Here is a 17,923-nt window from a genome sequence, read left to right as displayed (position 1 = left end):
GAGAACTACACCCCGCGTATCCGCCGCATGCTCGGGGACCGCGATTTCCATGTCGACTGGGTGTCGATCTATCGCTTCAACTGCCGACGCATCGACCGCTTCGTGCATGGACGCGTGGTCTTCGCGGGCGACTCGGCGCATCAGGTCTCGCCGTTCGGCGCGCGTGGCGCCAATTCCGGCGTCGAGGATGCCGAGAACCTCGCCTGGAAACTCGTCGCTGTCTTGCGGGGCGAGGCCAATGAGCGGCTGATCGCAAGCTATGACCTCGAGCGCATCCAGGCGGCCGACGAGAATATCGGTCATTCGACCCGCTCGACCGACTTCATCGCGCCGCGGTCGCCGGCCGAGCGCATGCTGCGGAATGCTGTCTTGTCGCTCGCGCCGCATGCGGAATTTGCCCGGCGCATGGTCAATTCCGGACGGCTGTCGGTCGCGAGCATCTACGAGTCCCCGCTGTCGACGCCGGACGAGGACAGCTTCGGAGGTTCCGCGCAGCTCGGCGGCCCGGCCATCGATTCAGTGATGACCGCGGCGGATGGTTCGGCTTGCCATCTCGTCGAGAAGCTCTCCGATGGGTTCGAACTGCTCTATGTCGAGAACGGAGCGGTGCCGACGGTGCCGGATAACGTCAAGCTGACGGTGATCGGGCGCGATCTGATCGACACAAATGGCGACTTTGCCAGGCGCTTCGATGCTTGTCCGGGGACCGGTTATCTGCTGCGTCCGGATCAGCACATCTGTGCACGCTGGCGAAAGCCGACACCGGAGAAAATCGTGTCGGCGCGCCATCGCGCGCTTGCGCACTAGGACGCGCGCACGTGAAAGCGCCCGACTTCGGACGCTGCCTTGTCGGGCTTGTTCCCGGTAGCTATGCGGGCATCCGCATGGATGACAGCATCTCGGTGCAGGCGTCCACGCAATGCTGACATACGTTGGCGCAGACCTCGCAATGCTTGTGCATGTCCGCATGCCGCTGACATTCGGCGCCACAGGCACGGGCGAAGGCGATGCACGTCGTGAGTTGCGCTTCGAGAAGTTGCCGGTGGCCGACCTTGTTGGCGCGCGACATGATACTGCCGGTGGCGGCGCAGACCGCGGCGCAATCATGATTGAGCCGGATACAGGCGATCAGCCGATCGACGTGCTTTTCGGCGAGGCATGCATCGGCGCAGGCGGTACAGGTTTCGACGCAGGCAAAACAGGCATCGATGCAGCGGCTGATCGCATCGGCGTGACTGGGCTGTTCCGGATGCGAGCGGAACATGGAGCGGACGGCGACGGCGGACATGATTGTTTTCCTTCTGGACGCGCGTGCCCAATAACTTTCACCGCCGCGCTATGTTCCGGTGAAATAGAAGTTCCCGACTACCTCAAATTGCATAAAAGTTCCTCTGGCGTAGCCTTTTGACGGAGCCCCGCACGATGCCCCTGACCACTGCCTCGCGCTTCAAGGATCCTGATCAGGCCTTCGTCATGCTGGTCGAAGCCCGGCGAGGCTTGTCCGAACGCGAAGCATCGGACCTCGACGCGAAGCTTGTGCTGATCCTCGCCAACCACATCGGCGATATGGACGTATTGCGCGAAGCGATTGCGCTGGCAAAGCAGACGGCGGCCGCAGCCTGAGGGCAGTCAGTCCTTCGGCTTGTCCTTGATGTTGTCCAGGACGGCGCTGACCCGCGTGACCGGATCTACGGCATCGAGATCGAGGATCTGGCGGACTTTCTTTGCGAGCGCTTCCGAGGTGAAGGGCTTTGTCAAAAGGTCGACATCGGCATCGAGCCGGCCGTGATGGATGATCGCGTTGCGCGTATAGCCGGTGGTGAACAGCACTCTCAGGTTCGGTCTTCTGCGCTGCGCTTCCTCGGCAAGCTGCCGGCCATTCATCCCGCCGGGCAGCACCACGTCGGTGAAGAGCATGCGTATATCGGGATTGGCATCGAGCAGACGCAACCCGCTTGCGGCTTCATGGGTCGAGATCACCTCGTAACCTTCGTCGCGCAGCACTTCCGTCGAAAAGCGGTTCACCTCTTCGTCATCCTCGACCAGCAGGATCTTCTCCGGCCGTTGGACAGACGGCTCCGCGTTGCGTGCGGGTTCGGTCGGCACCCAGGGCTCGACGGAGGTTTCATCCGTCAGCCGCGGCAGATAGATCTTGATCGACGTGCCTTCGCCTGGCTCGCTGTAAATCTTGATGTGTCCGCGCGATTGCTTCACGAAGCCATAGACCATGCTCAGCCCGAGCCCTGTGCCGGCGCCGGTGGGCTTGGTCGTGAAGAACGGCTCGAACGCGCGCTCGAGCACATCCCGACTCATGCCGCCACCAGTGTCGCTGACCGCGACCAGCACATACTGACCGTGCGAAACGTCGGTCGCATTGGCTGAGACGTAGGCCTCGTCGAGATAGGTATTGGCGGTTTCAATGGTGAGCCGGCCACCGTCCGGCATGGCGTCGCGCGCGTTGACCGCGAGGTTGAGCAACGCGTTTTCGAGCTGGTTCGGGTCAACCGCGGTCTTCCACAGGCCCCCGGCCAGCACGGTCTCCACCGTGATGGTTTCGCCGATGGTTCGCCGCAGCAATTCCGACATGCCCTGAACGAGGCGATTGATGTCCACCGCCTTTTCTTCCAGCGGGTGCTGGCGCGAGAAGGCGAGCAGGCGCTGCACAAGGCTTGCCGCGCGTTCGGACGCCTGACGTGCGGAGTTGAGCGAGCGGCGTAGCCGATCATCGCCTTCGGGCACGCGCCGGAGCGCCAGATCGACATTGCCGAGAATGGCGGTCAGGAGATTGTTGAAGTCATGGGCGACACCGCCGGTGAGGCGCCCGACTGCTTCCATCTTCAGGGCCTGTTGCAAGGCGAGTTCGGTGCGTTCCCGGCGCGAAACCTCCCGCTGCAACCGCGCATGCGCGATCGCTTCGCGGCGCGTACGGCGCAGGGCAACAAATCCGAGGCCGATCATTGCTATCGTGGCCGGCAGTCCGAAGATCAGATGGCTGCCCATATTTCTCAGCCACTCGCGGACGACCACGTCGCTTTCGATGCCTGAAACCACGTAGATGTTGTAGTGGGGCATCTTGCGATAGGCGAACAGCCGGCTGTGCCCGTCAAAGCTTGATGAGCCTGTGACAAAGCCGGCATCGGGATGCTCCTTGATGCTCCGCATCACAGTCGAATCCGGAGAGAGCCGGTCCAGCCGCTGCGACAGATCCGGGTAACGGGCGAGGATCGCACCGTCGTCACGGATCAGTGCGAACACACCGGGCGGAGGAAGCTTCTCGTAGAACCGGATGAAATATTCGGGCGCGATCGACACCGTCGTTACGCCGCCAAAACTGTTGTTCGGACCGCGGATGCGGCGGCTGAGCGTGAAAAAGGTCGTATCCGCCGCGCGCGCCTTCAGGACTTCGCTGACATAGGTGCCGGCATTCGCGTTGGTCTTGTGTGCGCGAAAATAGTCCCGGTCCGAGAGATCGATTTTCGGCATCGGATAGACGGTGCCTGAGACCAGAGGCGCGCCGGAGGAGGCGATCACCCACAGGTCGCGCAATTGGGGCAGGGTATCCGTGATGGACTTCAGGCGCGCGTTGAAATCAGCCTCGCGCTTTCGGATTTCGGCTTCCGTTGCGCCGGCGATCAATTCGTCAAGATAGCGCGCACTGAGTTCAAAGGTCTCGAAGACCTTCAACGCATGCTCGTAGATCGTGTTGAGGTTTCGCTGAACGCGGTCGCGCGCTTCGAGCAGATGCTGCTGATACGAGATCCACGACGCGAACAGGAAAATCGCGATCGGCAGGATGATCGATGCTGCAACGAGGATCCGTAACGGCCGGAGCGCCGATGCCAGCTCCTTCTTTGCCGTTTGCTCGTCCCGCGCGGCGCTGGTCTTTGTCTGAGGGACTTCGATCATGGAACCGGGAAGGGCGCGGGAGGGACCAAACAATCCTACCGGCCGTATCCAGGCTTTCCAAGCGCGGCAACGCCACGCAAGGTTTCAGCTATGCAGCGGGAACTTTAAAGCGCGTGCTTTAGCGCCGGCATTCGATCGCGACGAACTCGTCGCAGCCATTGCGTCCGCAGGATGCGCTTGCCGGGACGGCGCCCGTGATCTCGTCGCGCTCGACCTTGCGGTACGACGCGGCAGTCGAGAAATCTTTCGACTGGCAATAGGCGGACGCGGCGGCCGCCCCGCAGGCAGCCCCGTTCGCGAGGCAGCGATCGACACCGTAAGCGTCCGGGCTGTTGGCGATGATGAAGGTCCGCTTCTCGGCGGAGGCCACCGAGATGAATGCCGGCAGGGTGATGGCGGCCAGGGAAAATGCCAGCAGGAATCGCATCGACATGCTCGTAGCACTGGGGAATGGCCGGTTCAATTTGCGCCCAAATCACTAAGGCACTGTTAACTGAAATTTGTTTGGCGCTATCCTCTTGACGGGACGTCGGTTTTCCCACATTTTCCCGCCAATGACCGCCCACAACGCAATTTTCGGCATTTGCCGGGAGATTATTAGCTAGCGCTCGAACGCTGGCTGCGGCTGTCTTTTGTCCATCGCGATAAACAGAACGCCCGGGCCAGCAGCGGCCTGAGGACTTATTGACGATGGAGTTCAAGCTCTACGATACTCTCTCGCGCGAGAAGCGGGTGTTCCAGCCGCTCGATCCGGCCAACGTGCGCATGTATGTGTGCGGGCCGACGGTCTATGACTTTGCGCACATCGGCAATGCGCGCCCGGTCATCGTCTTCGATGTGCTGTACCGGCTGCTGCGCCATATCTACGGTGCGGACCACGTCAAATATGTCCGCAACATCACGGACGTCGACGACAAGATCAATGCCCGCGCCGCGGAGCGCGGCATTTCGATCCGCGAACTGACCGAAAGCACCTACGCGAACTTCAAGGCCGATGTCGACGCACTCGGCTGCCTGCCGCCAACTGTCGAGCCGCGGGCCACCGACCATATTGCCGAGATGAAGACGCTGATCGAGCGGCTCATCGCCTCTGGGCACGCCTATGTCGCCGAGGATCACGTGCTGTTCTCGGTGCCGTCGATGCCGGATTACGGTAAGCTCTCGAAGCGGCCGCTCGACGAGATGATTGCGGGCGCGAGAGTCGATGTCGCCCCCTACAAGCGGCACGATCAGGACTTCGTGCTGTGGAAGCCCTCGAAGGAGGGGGAACCCGGCTGGCCGTCTCCCGGCGGCATCTCGGTGCCCGGAAGGCCCGGCTGGCATATCGAATGCTCCGCGATGTCATGGAAGCATCTCGGCGAAACCTTCGACATTCATGGTGGCGGGATCGACCTTGTCTTTCCGCACCATGAGAACGAGATCGCGCAATCGCGTTGCGCCTTCCACACCGGCGTCATGGCGAATGTCTGGATGCATAACGGCTTCCTGCAGGTCGAAGGCGAGAAGATGTCGAAGAGTCTCGGCAACTTCGTCACGATCAGGGAAGTGCTGAATGACTGGCCGGGCGACGTGGTGCGGCTTGCGATGCTGGCGACGCAATATCGCCAGCCGATCAACTGGACCCTGAAGGGATTGCAGGAGGCGGAGAAAGCATTGTCGGGCTTCTTCGATGCCGCTGCGAGCGAGGCCGAGGCGCGGCCTGCGCCCGCCGTGCTGGACGCGCTGCTTGACGATCTGAACACGCCGAAGGCGGTCGCCGAAATGCATGCATTGAAGAGCGTCGCAGGTCGCAAGGCGCTGGCCGGAACCCTCGCGTTCTTCGGCTTCCGCGAGGGCGAGTTGAAGGCGTGGCGTCAATCGCAGGCGCCGGAGATCGCGATTGCGCCTGCGGAGGTTGAGAGCCTGATCTCAGCGCGCAATGCTGCCCGCAAGGCAAAGAACTGGGCCGAGTCCGATCGCATCCGCGACGAACTCGCTGCGATGGGCATCAAGCTGACGGACTCCAAGGACGGCACCACCTGGGAGGTCGCGCGCTGATGGCACCGGCCAACCAGAACTTCGCCCTGCGTCCCATGCTGCCCGCGGATATCCCGCTGCTCGCCGAGATCTTTCGGGCGAGCGTGGAGGAGCTTGCGGTAGAGGATTATTCGGACGCACAGATCGAAGCCTGGGTCGAGGCGGCTGATGACGAGGAAGCGTTCGGCAAGCGCCTGTCGGATCAGCTCACGCTGCTGGCGACGATGGACGGTGCGCCGGTCGGCTTTGCCTCGCTGAAGGGCTCAGACGTCATCGACATGCTGTACGTGCATCCGGCAGCCGCCGGGCAGGGCGCGGCAAAGTTGCTGGTCGATGCGCTTGAGAAACTTGCCGGCGCGCGCGGCGCCAAGAAGCTGACCGTCGAGGCCAGCGACACCGCGCACGATTTCTTCAGGCGGCGAGGTTACACGGCCAAGAGCCGCAATACCGTTCTGCGCGGCGACGAATGGCTCGCCAACACCACCATGGAAAAATCGTTCGGCGACGAAACGGCCGAACCGGGGGCGACACTGCAATGAATCTTCAGAAGCATCATATCATCGTTGGTCTGGTCGCCATCCTTGTCGCATTCGCGCTGGCAGCGAATTATTACCTCTGGTGAGTTATGGCGCGAGAACGGCTCTATCTCTTCGACACCACGCTCCGTGACGGCGCGCAAACGAACGGCGTCGACTTCACGCTCGACGACAAGGTCGTGATTGCGCGTATGCTGGACGGGCTCGGTATCGACTATGTCGAAGGTGGCTATCCCGGCGCCAATCCGACCGACACTGATCTGTTCTCCAAAGACCGCGGACTCGAGACCACTTTCACCGCGTTCGGCATGACGCGCCGGCCGGGACGCTCGGCGTCCAACGATCCAGGGCTTGCCGCGCTGCTGGATGCGAAAGCCGATGCGATCTGTTTCGTCGCCAAGACCTGGGACTATCACGTCAAGGTCGCGCTCGAGACCACGAACGAAGAGAATCTCGCTTCGATCCGCGACAGCGTGACCGCCGCGAAGGCGAAGGGCCGTGAAGTTCTGGTCGATTGCGAGCATTTCTTCGACGGCTACAAGGCCAATCCGCAATATGCGCTCGCCTGCGCGAAGACGGCCTATGACGCCGGTGCGCGCTGGGTCGTGCTCTGCGACACCAATGGCGGCACGCTGCCGCACGAGATCGAGCAGATCGTCGGCGAGGTGGTGAAGGTCATCCCGGGCGATCATGTCGGCATTCACGCGCATAACGACACCGAGCAGGCGGTCGCGAATTCGCTCGCCGCGGTGCGCGCCGGCGCCCGGCAAATCCAGGGCACCCTGAACGGAATCGGCGAGCGTTGCGGCAACGCGAACCTCGTGTCGATCATTCCGACGCTGAAGCTCAAGAAGGAATTCGCCGACAAGTTCGACATCAACGTCTCGGATGCCCAGCTCAAGGCGCTTGCCGGCGCCTCGCGCAAGCTCGACGACATGCTGAACCGCACACCGAACCGGCATGCGCCCTATGTCGGCGACAGCGCGTTTGCCACCAAGGCGGGGATCCATGCCTCGGCGCTCTTGAAGGAGCCGAAAACCTACGAGCACGTTCCGCCGGAATCCGTCGGCAATCGCCGCCGTGTGCTGGTATCCGATCAGGGCGGCCGCTCGAACCTCCTGGCGGAGCTGGAGCGCATCGGTCTCTCGGTCGACAAGAACGATCCGCGCATCGCGCGGCTGCTGGAAGAGGTGAAGGAGCGCGAGGCGCTCGGCTACGCGTATGAAGGTGCAGACGCATCGTTCGAATTACTCGCGCGCCGCATCCTCGGGACTGTGCCGGATTATTTCGATGTCGAGCAGTTCGATGTGAATGTCGAGCAACGCTACAACGCGATCGGAAAGCGCGTCACCGTCGCGATGGCGGTTGTGAAGGTAAAAGTCGACGGCCAGACACTGATCTCTGCCGGCGAGGGCAACGGTCCCGTCAACGCGCTCGACGTCGCGTTGCGCAAGGATCTCGGCAAGTATCAGAAGCTCATCGAAGGGCTGAAGCTCACCGACTATCGCGTGCGTATCCTCAACGCCGGCACTGAAGCCGTGACGCGTGTGTTGATCGAGAGCGAGGATGAGGACGGCGAGAGCTGGACCACGGTCGGCGTGTCGTCGAACATCATCGATGCGTCGTTTCAGGCGCTGATGGACTCGATCGTCTACAAGCTCGTCAAGTCGGGCGCGAAGGCGTGATCGATCACGTCTCCATTCCGGTGCGCGATCTTGCAGGCGCGGCGGAATTCTACGAGGCGGTGCTTGCGACACTCGGCTATGCGAAACTGGAGACGCGGCCTGCAACGGTCGCGTTCGGTAAGCGCTATTCCGAATTCTGGCTCAATCACCGGCCGGATCTCATGCCCCCGCCGGGGGGCAACGGCGCCCATATCGCGCTGCGCGCGTCCAGCCGGGACATGGTGGACTCGTTCCATGCCACGGCGCTCGCCCGCGGCGGTATCTCCGATGGCGCGCCGGGCCTGCGCCCGCAGCACGGGGAGAGCTATTACGCGGCCTATTTCAGCGATCCGGACGGCAATCGCATCGAGGCGGTGACGTTTCTCGCCTAGTTCGGGGCCGCTCCGGAACGGTGGTTCCGGCCCGGAATATCCACTTGCGCCGGGTCGAACGGAGCGGATAGCTACGCCGGCCGCGCGGCACTGTCCGGGCGCGTGGCTCTACCGCGGGTCCGATGCTTTTTCAGTCTCAGATTTTCATCCTGATCTTCCTGCCGGCGGCGCTCTCGCTCTATTACGCGGTCGCAGGGTCTGCGGCCGCCCGGCAATGGGTGCTGATCGGCGCGTCGCTGTTCTTTTACGGCTGGTGGGACGCGCGCTTCCTGCCGCTGCTTGTCGGCCAGGTCACGATCACATGGCTGCTGGCTCTCCTGCACGAGCGGATCGGAGCGCGCTGGCCGCTGATGCTTGGCGTCGTCCTGAACCTCGCGTCGCTCGGCACGTTCAAATATGCCGAGTTCCTGATCCTGAATGTCGAGGCCGTGACCGGGCTGACATTGCCGCGTACCGAAATCGTGCTGCCGATCGGGATCAGCTTTTTCTCCTTCCAGTTGATCTCCTATCTCGTGGACCGCATGCGCGGTGATGCGCCGATCTATCCGTACCGGCCGTTCGCGCTGTTCGTCACGGTGTTCCCGCATCTGATCGCGGGGCCGATCGTGCGGCACAACGAACTGATCCCTCAGTTTGCGCTCGACCCGCGCCGCGACGGTCTCGCCCAACGGTTCGGGATCGGTTTTGTCATTTTCACGGTCGGCTTTGCCAAGAAGGTGCTGCTCGCGGACAAGCTCGCGCCGATCGCTGACGGGCTGTTCCAGCGCGCGGGACAGGCGACGCTGACCTTCGCAGAGAGCTGGAACGCCGCGCTCGCCTTCACCTTCCAGCTTTTTCTCGACTTCTCGGCCTACACCGAAATGGCGATCGGCATCGCGCTGATGTTCGGGCTCATTCTGCCGGAGAATTTCCGTCGTCCTTATCTCGCGACCAGCCTGCGCGATTTCTGGCGGCGCTGGCACATCTCGCTGTCCAACTTCCTGCGCGATTATCTCTACATCCCGCTTGGCGGAAGCCGATCCGGTCCGGCGCGTTTCGTGCTCGCGACCTTGGTCACGATGTTTCTCTGTGGCCTGTGGCATGGCGCCGGCTGGAATTTCATCATCTGGGGTTTGTGGCACGGCGTCGGATTGCTGACGTGTCACGCGTGGCAGAAGCTCGGCCGGCCGATGCCGGCTGTTGCGGGCTGGGCCGTTACGATCCTGTTCGTGATCGTGGGCTGGGTGATGTTCCGCGCGCTCGATTTCGACACCGCGCGCAATGTGCTCACCGCGATGGCCAGCCCGGCGATGGGTGGCTCGTTCGCCGGCGGCGGATTGATCGTCGCGTCGGCGCTGGTGTCGGCGCTCGTTCCGTCCGCACATGAAATCAGGGCGCGGCTCGAAGCGATGACGCCGCAGCCATGGTTCGCTGCGGCCGCCGCAAGCCTGTCGATCTACTGCATCCTCGAAGTCGGCCGCGGCGCGCCGGTCAATTTCATCTATTTCCAGTTCTGACGATCGTGATCTGAGGAAGCCTCGTTCGCATGCACGGGACAACGCCAGGGAAGGGAGATGCAACGCAAGAGACGTGCGGATGGCGCCGCTTCAGCGCGACCTTTGCCGGCGTCTTCGCCGGCGGTCTTGCCGTCATTTACCTCCTTATCCTGCTGATAGACCCATATCGCTCGGTGCCGTTCTCGCTGCCGATGGAGCGGCCGATCGTCAGCATCAGCCAGCGCTACATGTATCCGCAGATCGTGCGGAGCGGCCGTTACGATGGCGTCGTTGTCGGGAGTTCGACCGCGCGCCTGATCGATCCGGAGATCCTCAATCCGGGATTCGGCCGTCGGTTTGCGAATCTCTCCATGGATTCGATGACGGCGTGGGAGCAGCAGCAGCTTGTCTCGCTCTACCTGCGCGAAGTCGGTGCGCCGAAGGCGCTTATCGTCGGCCTCGACACCGTGTGGTGCGCACAGAATGCCGACCGCGTGCGGATCACGCCGGCCGGTTTCCCCGAGTGGCTGTACGACACCAGCCGCTGGAACGATCTTCTGTACTTACTGAATTCCGCAACGCTTGAGATTGCCGGGAGGCTCGCCGCCAACAAGCTAGGCCTGTATCGCGAGCGCCTGCGTGCCGACGGGTTCGGGGTGTTCGTGCCGCCGGAAGAGCAATACGACCTGAAGCGCGCGCAAGGCCATATCTGGCAGGGACGTGCGCGCGAGATCGTGCCGCAGGAGCCCGCGGTCGTGCTTTCCGAAGCGGAGCGCAAGGAGCTGCGTTTTCCTGCGCTGGCTTATCTTGAGGATATGCTCGCGGCGCTGCCGTCCGGCACCGAAGTCGTCCTGGCTTTCATGCCGGTGCACGTCGCTGCGCAGCCCGTCCCGGGCACACGAGGCGCAGCGATCGAGGCTGAGTGCAAGGCGCGCATCACAGCGATCGGAAAGTCACGCAACGCCGTGGTTGCCGACTGGCGCATTCCGACCGGGATCACGACGAAGGACACGAATTACTGGGACAACCTGCATTACCGGCTTCCCATTGCCCACCGCATTGCATCGGACCTTGCTGGGCCGATCAGGGCAGGGCGCGAAACCGACGGGTCGTTTCGTATTCTGTCCAGCCCGCAGCGATAGAGCCTACAGCCGCTCGGCGGTACCGGCCTCCATCAGCTTCTCAGCTTCGGAGACGGGACGCGCGGCCTCCTGCAGTTTCGGCAGGATCTCCTCGACCCTGTCGGCCACCAGGAGGCTGACCGAGAGCCCGCTCCGGATGAAGGCCAGTGAGCGCATGTGATCCAGCAGCGCACAAAGCGGATCCCAGAAGCCGCCGATATTGGCCGCGAGGATCGGCTTCTTGTGCCGCCCGAGCTGCGCCCAGGTCAGCTGCTCGACCAATTCCTCCAGCGTGCCCACGCCGCCCGGCAGGGCGACGAACGCGTCGGATCGCTCAAACATGATGCGCTTGCGCTCATGCATGTCGCGCGTGACGATCAGTTCCTGCGCCTCGGAAAAGGGGCGCTCGCGATTCGACAGGAATTCCGGGATGATGCCGGTCACCCGGCCGCCGCGTGCCATCGTCGATGCTGCGACCGCGCCCATCAGACCGACGGAGCCCCCGCCATAGACGAGCCCGATGTCGTTCTCGGCGAGGATTCCCCCGAAGGCATGTGCGGCCTTGACGAAGCTCGGGTCCGTGCCCGGGCCGGAACCGCAATAGACACAGATATTACGGATTGTGCTCATTCATTCACTGTCGGTGGGGGCAAAAGACCGTATCGGCGGGTATATCGCGGTTGATGTAGGCCGCCAATGCGCCTATTCCAAGGATGCTAACAAACCGGCCGCAAGGACCTATATCTGCGGGCAAACCCGGTAAACGATCAGGCGCTCCCCCAAACTGCTGATGACCGACACGACCGCCCCCACCGGCGAGGCCCAGAGGCCGCCGGTCACCGCGCAGAAGGGACTGCTCCAGACCCTGATCTCGCTGTGGCCCTATATCTGGCCGGGCGATCGGGCGGACCTGAAAATGCGGGTCGTCTGGGCCATGGTGCTGCTCGTGGTCGCCAAACTTGCGACCGTCGCGGTGCCCTTCACGTTCAAATGGGCGACCGATGCGCTGGCGGGGCATCCGAGCGCGCCGGTCTTCGACTCGTCCTGGATGACCTGGGTCGTCGCGGCCCCGGTCGCCATGACCGTCGCCTATGGCGGCATGCGGGTCCTGATGGCGGTGCTGACGCAGTTTCGCGACGGCATATTCGCCAAGGTCGCGATGCACGCGGTGCGGCGGCTCGCGATTCTCACCTTCGACCATATGCATCAATTGTCGTTGCGCTTTCATCTGGAGCGCAAGACCGGCGGCCTGACGCGCGTCCTCGAGCGTGGACGAAACGGGATCGAGACCATCGTGCGGATGGTGATCCTGCAACTGATGCCGACCATTCTCGAGCTTGCGCTGATCGTCGGCATTCTGTTCTGGGTGTTCGACTGGCGTTACGTCGCGGTGATCCTCGTGACCGTCACCGCCTATATGGTCTACACGTATTATGCGACCGAATGGCGTATCGCGATCCGCAAGCGGATGAACGAAAGCGATACCGAGGCCAACACCAAGGCCATCGACTCGCTCCTGAACTACGAAACGGTCAAGTATTTCACCGCCGAGGAGCGCGAGTCGCAACGCTACGACCGCTCGATGGAGCGCTACGAGAAGGCGAGCGTGCAGACCTATACGTCGCTCGCCGTGCTCAACGCGGGGCAGGCCGCGATCTTCACCACGGGGCTTGCGGCGGTGATGATCATGTGCGCGCGCGGCATACAGGCCGGGACTAACACGGTCGGCGACTTCGTCATGATCAATGCGATGATGATCCAGCTGTACCAGCCGCTGAACTTCATGGGCATGGTCTATCGCGAGATCAAGCAGGCGGTCACCGACATCGAGACCATGTTTCACATTCTCTCGCGCGATCCGGAGATCAAGGATCATCCGGATGCGCCCGCTCTTCAGATCGACAAGGGCGCAATTCGTTTCGACAATGTGAGCTTCGCATATGACGCGGCTCGTCCCATCCTCAAGGGGATCAGCTTCGAGGTGCCGGCCGGCCGGACCGTCGCAATCGTCGGCCCGTCCGGCGCGGGCAAGTCTACGCTGTCGCGGCTTCTGTTCCGCTTTTACGATGTCACCGGCGGCCGCATCCTGATTGACGGGCAGGACATCCGCGATGTGACGCAGCTTTCGCTGCGTTCGGCCATCGGCATGGTCCCGCAGGATACCGTGCTGTTCAACGATACCTTGCGCTACAACATCCGTTACGGCCGCTGGGATGCGACCGACGCCGAGGTCGAGGAGGCCGCGCGCCTTGCCCAGATCGACGCGTTCATCCGCATGAGTCCGAAGGGCTACGAAACCGACGTGGGGGAACGGGGCCTGAAATTGTCCGGCGGCGAGAAGCAGCGGGTCGCCATCGCGCGCACGATCCTGAAATCGCCGCCGATCCTGGTCCTCGACGAGGCGACATCCGCACTCGACAGCCATACCGAGAAGGAAATCCAGGACGCGCTCGACCGCGTGTCGCGGAACCGAACGACACTCGTGATTGCGCACCGCCTTTCGACCATCGTGAATGCCGACGAGATCCTCGTGATGGAGGCGGGCCGCATCGCCGAGCGCGGCACACACCAGCAGTTGCTCGCGCGCGGCGGGCTTTATGCCAGCATGTGGAATCGTCAGCGCGAAGCCGATGCTGCGCGCGAAAAGCTCGCGGCTGCGGACGACGATGCCGCGCCGAACCGCAATCCACCCCCGGTGAAGGACGAAATATCCGACGCCGTCGAAGCACCTGGAACGCGCGCGCCCGTGGACGCGCTGGAGTAAGTCATGTCGATCATCCGATCGATCAGTTCGCAGATCGTACCGATCCATCCGCAGGGGATGCCGTTCATCGGCGGCTTTGCCCTTGCAAGCCTCATCCTGTTCTGGCTGTGGTCACCGCTCGGCTGGATCGGGACCATCCTGACAGCATGGTGCGCGTATTTCTTCCGCGACCCGCCCCGCGTCACGCCGGTGCGCGACGGCATTGTCGTGTCGCCGGCAGACGGTCGCGTGAGCCTTGTGGTGAATGCTGTCCCGCCGCGCGAACTCGAACTCGGCGACCGGCCCCTGCTGCGCATTTCCGTCTTCATGAGCGTGTTCGACTGTCACGTGAACCGGGCGCCGGTCGCGGGCCGCGTCGAGCGCATCGTCTATCGTGCGGGCTCCTTTCTGAACGCAGATCTTGACAAGGCGAGCGAGGACAACGAACGCAATGCGCTGATCATCTCGACGCCGGCCGGGCAGGTGGGGGTCGTGCAGATCGCCGGACTGGTCGCGCGGCGCATCCTGTGTTTCGTGCGGGAGGGCGAGGCAATCGGGGTTGGTGACCGCTTCGGTATGATCCGGTTCGGCTCTCGGCTGGATGTGTATCTGCCCGAGGGCGCTCGCGCGCTGGTGGCGGAGGGACAGACCGCGATCGCCGGCGAAACCGTGCTGGCCGACCTCAAGGGCTCGGAAGGGCCCCGCAACTTCAAGGTCGGTTAGGGGGCCTGCGGGCGCCTGCGTGGCGTCCGGTCCGATTTCTTGGTAGGGTAGAGCCATGGTCTTTACACCCGTCGATCCGCAGGATGGGGAACCGCGCCGCCGGCGCTTTCGCGGCATCCCGATCCGCCTCCTGCTACCGAACATGATCACGCTCCTGTCGCTGTGCGCGGGGCTCACGGCCATTCGCCTCGCTCTGGAGGGACGGATTGAGTGGGCATTGGGAGCCATCGTGTTCGCGGCCGTGCTGGACGGTGTGGACGGCCGGGTCGCACGCCTGCTCAAGGGCCAGTCGCGTTTTGGCGCCGAGCTCGACAGCCTCGCCGATTTCGTGAATTTCGGCGTGGTGCCGGGGCTGATCCTCTATTTTTGGGGACTGAATGAACTCGGCGCGATCGGCTGGATCGCAGCGCTTGTGTTCGCCATCTGCATGAGCCTCCGGCTCGCCCGGTTCAATGTCATGGCGGACGATCCCAACCGCCCGGCCTGGGCCTCGAATTTCTTCACCGGCGTTCCGGCGCCGGCCGGCGCGATCATTGTCCTGCTCCCGATCTACGTGAGCCTGCTCGGCATGCCGCGGGTGCCGGCGCTCGCCTGCATCTACACGCTGGTCCTCGCATTCCTGCTTGTGTCCACGCTGCCGGTCTGGTCCGGCAAGAAGCTCGGCACCCGCGTCGCGCCGAACATGGTGTTGCCGGTCTTCGTGGTGGTCGTGCTGTTCGTGGCGCTGCTGGTCAGTTACCCATGGCACGTACTCACGGCGGGCTCGCTCCTGTTCATTGCATCACTCCCGCTCGGCTGGTGGTCCTATCGCCAGTACATGCGAAGGGACGCCGAGGCGGCGGCAGCAGCGAAAGCTGCGCATCCCGCGGTCCGTCCGCAGGCCAATCCGTCGCCGCTCCCTTCCGGTCTTCCGAAGACCGAAGAGGACGATCGGCCAAGCCGTTTGAACTAGCGTTACTGGAGCCCGCGGTGACGCTGCGCGCGGTTTCGGTGGTCGCGACGCATGACCCTGACGCAAGAACAAGAGATACGGTTCTGCTGAACCAGGATGCCCGCCGCGCGCCGCGCGGAATGGTCGTCGGTTTGCGTGGCACGCCCATCGAATTCGCTCTTCCGGCCGGCACGCGGCTCGGCGTCGATGACCGCGTGTTGCTCGACGACGGTAGCGCGGTCGACATCGTCGCATCGCCGGAGCCATTGATCGAGGTGCGAGCCAAGGACGCGGCGACGCTCGCGCGGGCCGCATGGCTTCTTGGAGACCATCATATTCCCGTCGAAATTCACGCGCGCTATCTGCGCGTGTCGCGCACAGGCTATGTGTCGGATCTGCTGCGGACCCTCGACGTCAATACCCGCCAGATCGACGCCCCGTTCGAGCCGGAGGGTGGGGCGTACGACCACATGGCCGGGGGCGATACCTGACGCGGCGACCGCGTCTGCAATGACTGAGGGCACGATGAAGCGATTGGGCCGTCGTACGTTTCTCGCCTCCGCCGGAGCGTTGCTGGCCGCACCTGCATTGACGCGTGTTGCGCCGGCACAAAGCTCTCAGGTCGTTCTCAAGCTCCACCATTTCCTTGCACCGACATCCAATGCGCAGGTGCGGTTTCTGGCCCCCTGGGCGCGTCGTGTGGAGAAGGATTCAGGCGGCCGAATTCGGATCGACCTGTATCCCAACATGCAGCTCGGGGGCACTGCAGCCCAGCTTTACGATCAGGCGCGCGACGGGGTCGCGGATATCGTCTGGACGCTGCCGGGATCGACGCCTGGACGCTTCCCGAGGATCGAGGTCTTTGAACTGCCTTTCCTCGCCAACAAGTCCGCAGTCTCGAATGCGCAGGCCGTGCAGGCGCTCTACGAGGCGCAGCTCCGCGATGAATTCAAGGAGGTGCATCCGATCTGCGTCTTCGCGCACGATCAGGGCGTAATCCATACGCTCAAGCCAGTCGCGGCGTTGCCCGACATGAAGGGGCTCAAACTCCGTGCGCCGACGCGGCTTTCGGCCGAAGCTTTGAAAGCTCTGGGCGCGAACGGGATCATGATGCCGGTCACGCAGGTTCCGGATGCGTTGTCCGTGCGCGCGATCGATGGATGCGTGGTGCCGTGGGAAGTGGTGCCGGCCATCAAGGTCGGCGACTACACGAAATTTCACGCGGAATTTGCGGCGCCGCCGGCGCTTTATACCGCGACGTTCATTCTGGCGATGAACCGCCGCCGCTACGAGACGCTGCCGGCCGACCTGAAGGCGGTGATCGACAAGCATTCCGGTCAGGCTGCCGCGCGGGCAGCCGGGAAGATGTGGGACGATCAGGCGGTGGTCGTGGCCGATGCGGTCAAGGAACGCGGCAACACGATCACGCGCATCGAAAAGGCCGAAGCCGAGCGCTGGCAGAAAGCCACGCAGCCGGTCACGGATGCGTGGCTCAGGGCGTCGAAGAAGTTCGGCGGAGAGAAGCTTCTGGCCGATGCAAAGGCGCTGCTTGCGAAATACGGCGCGGCCTAGCCGGCCGCGAGCGGATGCCCCGGCATCAGGTCATACGGATGGCCCCAACCCGGCAACGCCTTGATCCGTTCCAGCCAGGTGCCGATGTTCGGATAGGTCGTTGCAATGTCGAAGCCGAATTCCTCGGCCGGATAATAGAGATAGCCGACCAGCGAAATGTCCGCGATGGTCGGGCGATCGCCCAGGACGAAGGGCGAGCGCGCCAGACGCTTGTCGAGAATATCGAGTGAACCGTCGGCGCGCCCCTTCAGGAAGGCCATCGCCCCCGGATCGCCTGCAGGCTTCGCGAAATTGCGCAGGAAGCGATATGGGCCGAGATAGCCGTTCAGCTTCTGATTGTCGAAGATGATCCAGCGCAGCGCCTCAAGCCGTTCGTCTTCGTTCTGCGGCTTGAACCTGCCGGAGCGGTCGGAAAGGTAGGTCAGGATCACACCGGACTGGGCGAGCCGCTTGCCGTTGTGGTCGAGCACCGGCACTTCGCCCATCTCGTTGACATCGGCACGCCATTCGGGCGCCCGCGACTCGCCCTTGCCGAGCAGGTCGACGAATTGCGGCCGCCAGTCAGCGCCAATGAGGTTGAGCATCAGCGCTACGCGATAGGCGTTGCCGGACTGGGCAAAGCAATGGAGCGTGTATTCGGCCATGATGCCTGTCTGCCTCACCGCATCGTCGGAATGACAAACTCCGCGCCTTCCTTGGTGCCCGAAGGCCAGCGTGCCGTTACGGTCTTGGTCTTCGTGTAGAAGCGGATCGAGTCCGGGCCGTGCTGGTTCAGGTCGCCGAAGCCCGACTTCTTCCATCCGCCGAAGGTGTGATAGGCGAGCGGCACGGGGATCGCGAAGTT

The 17,923-nt window shown here is 63.2% G+C and carries 18 protein-coding genes and 1 pseudogene; 14 read left to right on the top strand and 5 right to left on the bottom strand.

Going from position 1 to position 17,923, the window contains the following annotated elements; genetic code table 11:
• From VNZ93_RS15025 to VNZ93_RS15015, 3 genes are all read left to right on the top strand, one after another.
• Positions 1-807 (top strand): FAD-dependent monooxygenase (locus VNZ93_RS15025; RefSeq protein ID WP_325706562.1); only part of this gene is annotated, 807 nt, incomplete at its 5' end.
• A gap of 160 nt (positions 808-967) precedes the next feature.
• A complete protein-coding gene (locus VNZ93_RS15020; protein WP_325706559.1) occupies positions 968-1,408 on the top strand; it encodes a hypothetical protein in 441 nt (146 codons plus the stop codon).
• Between the two features lie 14 nt (positions 1,409-1,422).
• Positions 1,423-1,623, top strand: coding sequence for a DUF2783 domain-containing protein (locus tag VNZ93_RS15015; protein WP_325706556.1), 201 nt, complete (start codon positions 1,423-1,425; stop codon positions 1,621-1,623).
• Between the two features lie 6 nt (positions 1,624-1,629).
• Here the strand turns inward: VNZ93_RS15015 and VNZ93_RS15010 are convergent, their stop codons facing one another.
• Together VNZ93_RS15010 and VNZ93_RS15005 are read right to left on the bottom strand one after the other, a co-directional pair.
• Positions 1,630-3,906, bottom strand: a complete 2,277-nt coding sequence (locus tag VNZ93_RS15010) for a hybrid sensor histidine kinase/response regulator (protein ID WP_325706554.1) — start codon at positions 3,904-3,906, stop codon at positions 1,630-1,632.
• A 118-nt stretch (positions 3,907-4,024) separates the two neighbouring features.
• Positions 4,025-4,333, bottom strand: coding sequence for a hypothetical protein (locus tag VNZ93_RS15005; RefSeq protein WP_325706552.1), 309 nt, complete (start codon positions 4,331-4,333; stop codon positions 4,025-4,027).
• Positions 4,334-4,596: 263 nt separating this feature from the next.
• Between VNZ93_RS15005 and cysS the strand changes: the two genes are divergently transcribed.
• The 6 genes from cysS (at position 4,597) to VNZ93_RS14975 (ending at position 11,131) form a co-directional block, all read left to right on the top strand.
• Positions 4,597-5,943, top strand: coding sequence for a cysteine--tRNA ligase (gene cysS / locus VNZ93_RS15000; protein ID WP_325706565.1), 1,347 nt, complete (start codon positions 4,597-4,599; stop codon positions 5,941-5,943).
• On the top strand, positions 5,943-6,461 hold the full coding sequence (locus tag VNZ93_RS14995) for a GNAT family N-acetyltransferase (protein WP_325706549.1): 519 nt from the start codon (positions 5,943-5,945) through the stop codon (positions 6,459-6,461). The genes cysS and VNZ93_RS14995 overlap by 1 nt, the downstream gene beginning before the upstream one ends.
• A gap of 86 nt (positions 6,462-6,547) precedes the next feature.
• A complete protein-coding gene (gene cimA / locus VNZ93_RS14990; protein ID WP_325706546.1) occupies positions 6,548-8,143 on the top strand; it encodes a citramalate synthase in 1,596 nt (531 codons plus the stop codon).
• A complete protein-coding gene (locus VNZ93_RS14985) occupies positions 8,140-8,514 on the top strand; it encodes a VOC family protein (RefSeq protein WP_325706543.1) in 375 nt (124 codons plus the stop codon). Before cimA ends, VNZ93_RS14985 begins: the two co-directional genes overlap by 4 nt.
• Before the next feature lie 122 nt (positions 8,515-8,636).
• The gene (locus tag VNZ93_RS14980) at positions 8,637-10,010 is read left to right on the top strand and encodes an MBOAT family O-acyltransferase (RefSeq protein WP_325706540.1); all 1,374 of its coding nucleotides are present in this window, start codon (positions 8,637-8,639) and stop codon (positions 10,008-10,010) included.
• A 29-nt stretch (positions 10,011-10,039) separates the two neighbouring features.
• Entirely contained in the window at positions 10,040-11,131 is a 1,092-nt protein-coding gene (locus VNZ93_RS14975; protein WP_325706538.1) for a hypothetical protein, read from the top strand.
• A gap of 3 nt (positions 11,132-11,134) precedes the next feature.
• Here the strand turns inward: VNZ93_RS14975 and VNZ93_RS14970 are convergent, their stop codons facing one another.
• A complete protein-coding gene (locus tag VNZ93_RS14970; RefSeq protein ID WP_325706534.1) occupies positions 11,135-11,740 on the bottom strand; it encodes a TIGR00730 family Rossman fold protein in 606 nt (201 codons plus the stop codon).
• Positions 11,741-11,900: 160 nt separating this feature from the next.
• On the opposite strand from VNZ93_RS14970, the gene VNZ93_RS14965 reads away from it, so the two are divergent.
• The 5 genes from VNZ93_RS14965 to VNZ93_RS14945 are packed head-to-tail and all read left to right on the top strand — an operon-like array spanning position 11,901 to position 17,079.
• On the top strand, positions 11,901-13,874 hold the full coding sequence (locus VNZ93_RS14965) for an ABC transporter ATP-binding protein/permease (RefSeq protein WP_325706532.1): 1,974 nt from the start codon (positions 11,901-11,903) through the stop codon (positions 13,872-13,874).
• Between the two features lie 3 nt (positions 13,875-13,877).
• Complete coding sequence (locus VNZ93_RS14960) at positions 13,878-14,576, top strand: phosphatidylserine decarboxylase (RefSeq protein ID WP_325706530.1); 699 nt, start codon at positions 13,878-13,880, stop codon at positions 14,574-14,576.
• Positions 14,577-14,631: 55 nt separating this feature from the next.
• Positions 14,632-15,528: a CDP-diacylglycerol--serine O-phosphatidyltransferase gene (pssA, locus tag VNZ93_RS14955; protein WP_325706526.1), complete on the top strand. Its 897-nt coding sequence runs from the start codon at positions 14,632-14,634 to the stop codon at positions 15,526-15,528.
• Positions 15,529-15,545: 17 nt separating this feature from the next.
• Positions 15,546-15,998, top strand: a complete 453-nt coding sequence (locus VNZ93_RS14950) for an urease accessory protein UreE (protein WP_325706523.1) — start codon at positions 15,546-15,548, stop codon at positions 15,996-15,998.
• A gap of 34 nt (positions 15,999-16,032) precedes the next feature.
• Positions 16,033-17,079 carry a TRAP transporter substrate-binding protein gene (locus VNZ93_RS14945; protein ID WP_325706520.1) on the top strand — a complete coding sequence of 349 codons (1,047 nt, stop codon included), beginning with the start codon at positions 16,033-16,035 and terminating at the stop codon, positions 17,077-17,079.
• On the opposite strand, the gene VNZ93_RS14940 is transcribed toward VNZ93_RS14945, so the two are convergent.
• Together VNZ93_RS14940 and VNZ93_RS14935 are read right to left on the bottom strand one after the other, a co-directional pair.
• On the bottom strand, positions 17,076-17,723 hold the full coding sequence (locus tag VNZ93_RS14940) for a glutathione S-transferase (protein WP_325706517.1): 648 nt from the start codon (positions 17,721-17,723) through the stop codon (positions 17,076-17,078). The two genes, VNZ93_RS14945 and VNZ93_RS14940, sit on opposite strands and share 4 nt — an antisense overlap.
• A gap of 14 nt (positions 17,724-17,737) precedes the next feature.
• A pseudogene (locus VNZ93_RS14935) lies at positions 17,738-17,923 on the bottom strand (methylmalonate-semialdehyde dehydrogenase (CoA acylating)); the annotation flags it as partial.

It is taken from the genome of Pseudorhodoplanes sp. (assembly GCF_035565795.1).
Lineage (GTDB): Bacteria > Pseudomonadota > Alphaproteobacteria > Rhizobiales > Xanthobacteraceae > Pseudorhodoplanes.
Note: the sequence above shows the minus strand (reverse complement) of the source record. Positions and strands in the feature narration are given on the sequence as shown.

Coding starts and splice junctions, on each gene's coding strand:
- VNZ93_RS15020 (WP_325706559.1), top strand. CDS start 968: ATGCCGCTGACATTCGGCGCCACAGGCACGGGCGAAGGCGATGCACGT.
- VNZ93_RS15015 (WP_325706556.1), top strand. CDS start 1,423: ATGCCCCTGACCACTGCCTCGCGCTTCAAGGATCCTGATCAGGCCTTC.
- VNZ93_RS15010 (WP_325706554.1), bottom strand. CDS start 3,906: ATGATCGAAGTCCCTCAGACAAAGACCAGCGCCGCGCGGGACGAGCAA.
- VNZ93_RS15005 (WP_325706552.1), bottom strand. CDS start 4,333: ATGCGATTCCTGCTGGCATTTTCCCTGGCCGCCATCACCCTGCCGGCA.
- cysS (WP_325706565.1), top strand. CDS start 4,597: ATGGAGTTCAAGCTCTACGATACTCTCTCGCGCGAGAAGCGGGTGTTC.
- VNZ93_RS14995 (WP_325706549.1), top strand. CDS start 5,943: ATGGCACCGGCCAACCAGAACTTCGCCCTGCGTCCCATGCTGCCCGCG.
- cimA (WP_325706546.1), top strand. CDS start 6,548: ATGGCGCGAGAACGGCTCTATCTCTTCGACACCACGCTCCGTGACGGC.
- VNZ93_RS14980 (WP_325706540.1), top strand. CDS start 8,637: ATGCTTTTTCAGTCTCAGATTTTCATCCTGATCTTCCTGCCGGCGGCG.
- VNZ93_RS14975 (WP_325706538.1), top strand. CDS start 10,040: ATGCACGGGACAACGCCAGGGAAGGGAGATGCAACGCAAGAGACGTGC.
- VNZ93_RS14970 (WP_325706534.1), bottom strand. CDS start 11,740: ATGAGCACAATCCGTAATATCTGTGTCTATTGCGGTTCCGGCCCGGGC.
- VNZ93_RS14965 (WP_325706532.1), top strand. CDS start 11,901: ATGACCGACACGACCGCCCCCACCGGCGAGGCCCAGAGGCCGCCGGTC.
- VNZ93_RS14960 (WP_325706530.1), top strand. CDS start 13,878: ATGTCGATCATCCGATCGATCAGTTCGCAGATCGTACCGATCCATCCG.
- pssA (WP_325706526.1), top strand. CDS start 14,632: ATGGTCTTTACACCCGTCGATCCGCAGGATGGGGAACCGCGCCGCCGG.
- VNZ93_RS14945 (WP_325706520.1), top strand. CDS start 16,033: ATGAAGCGATTGGGCCGTCGTACGTTTCTCGCCTCCGCCGGAGCGTTG.
- VNZ93_RS14940 (WP_325706517.1), bottom strand. CDS start 17,723: ATGGCCGAATACACGCTCCATTGCTTTGCCCAGTCCGGCAACGCCTAT.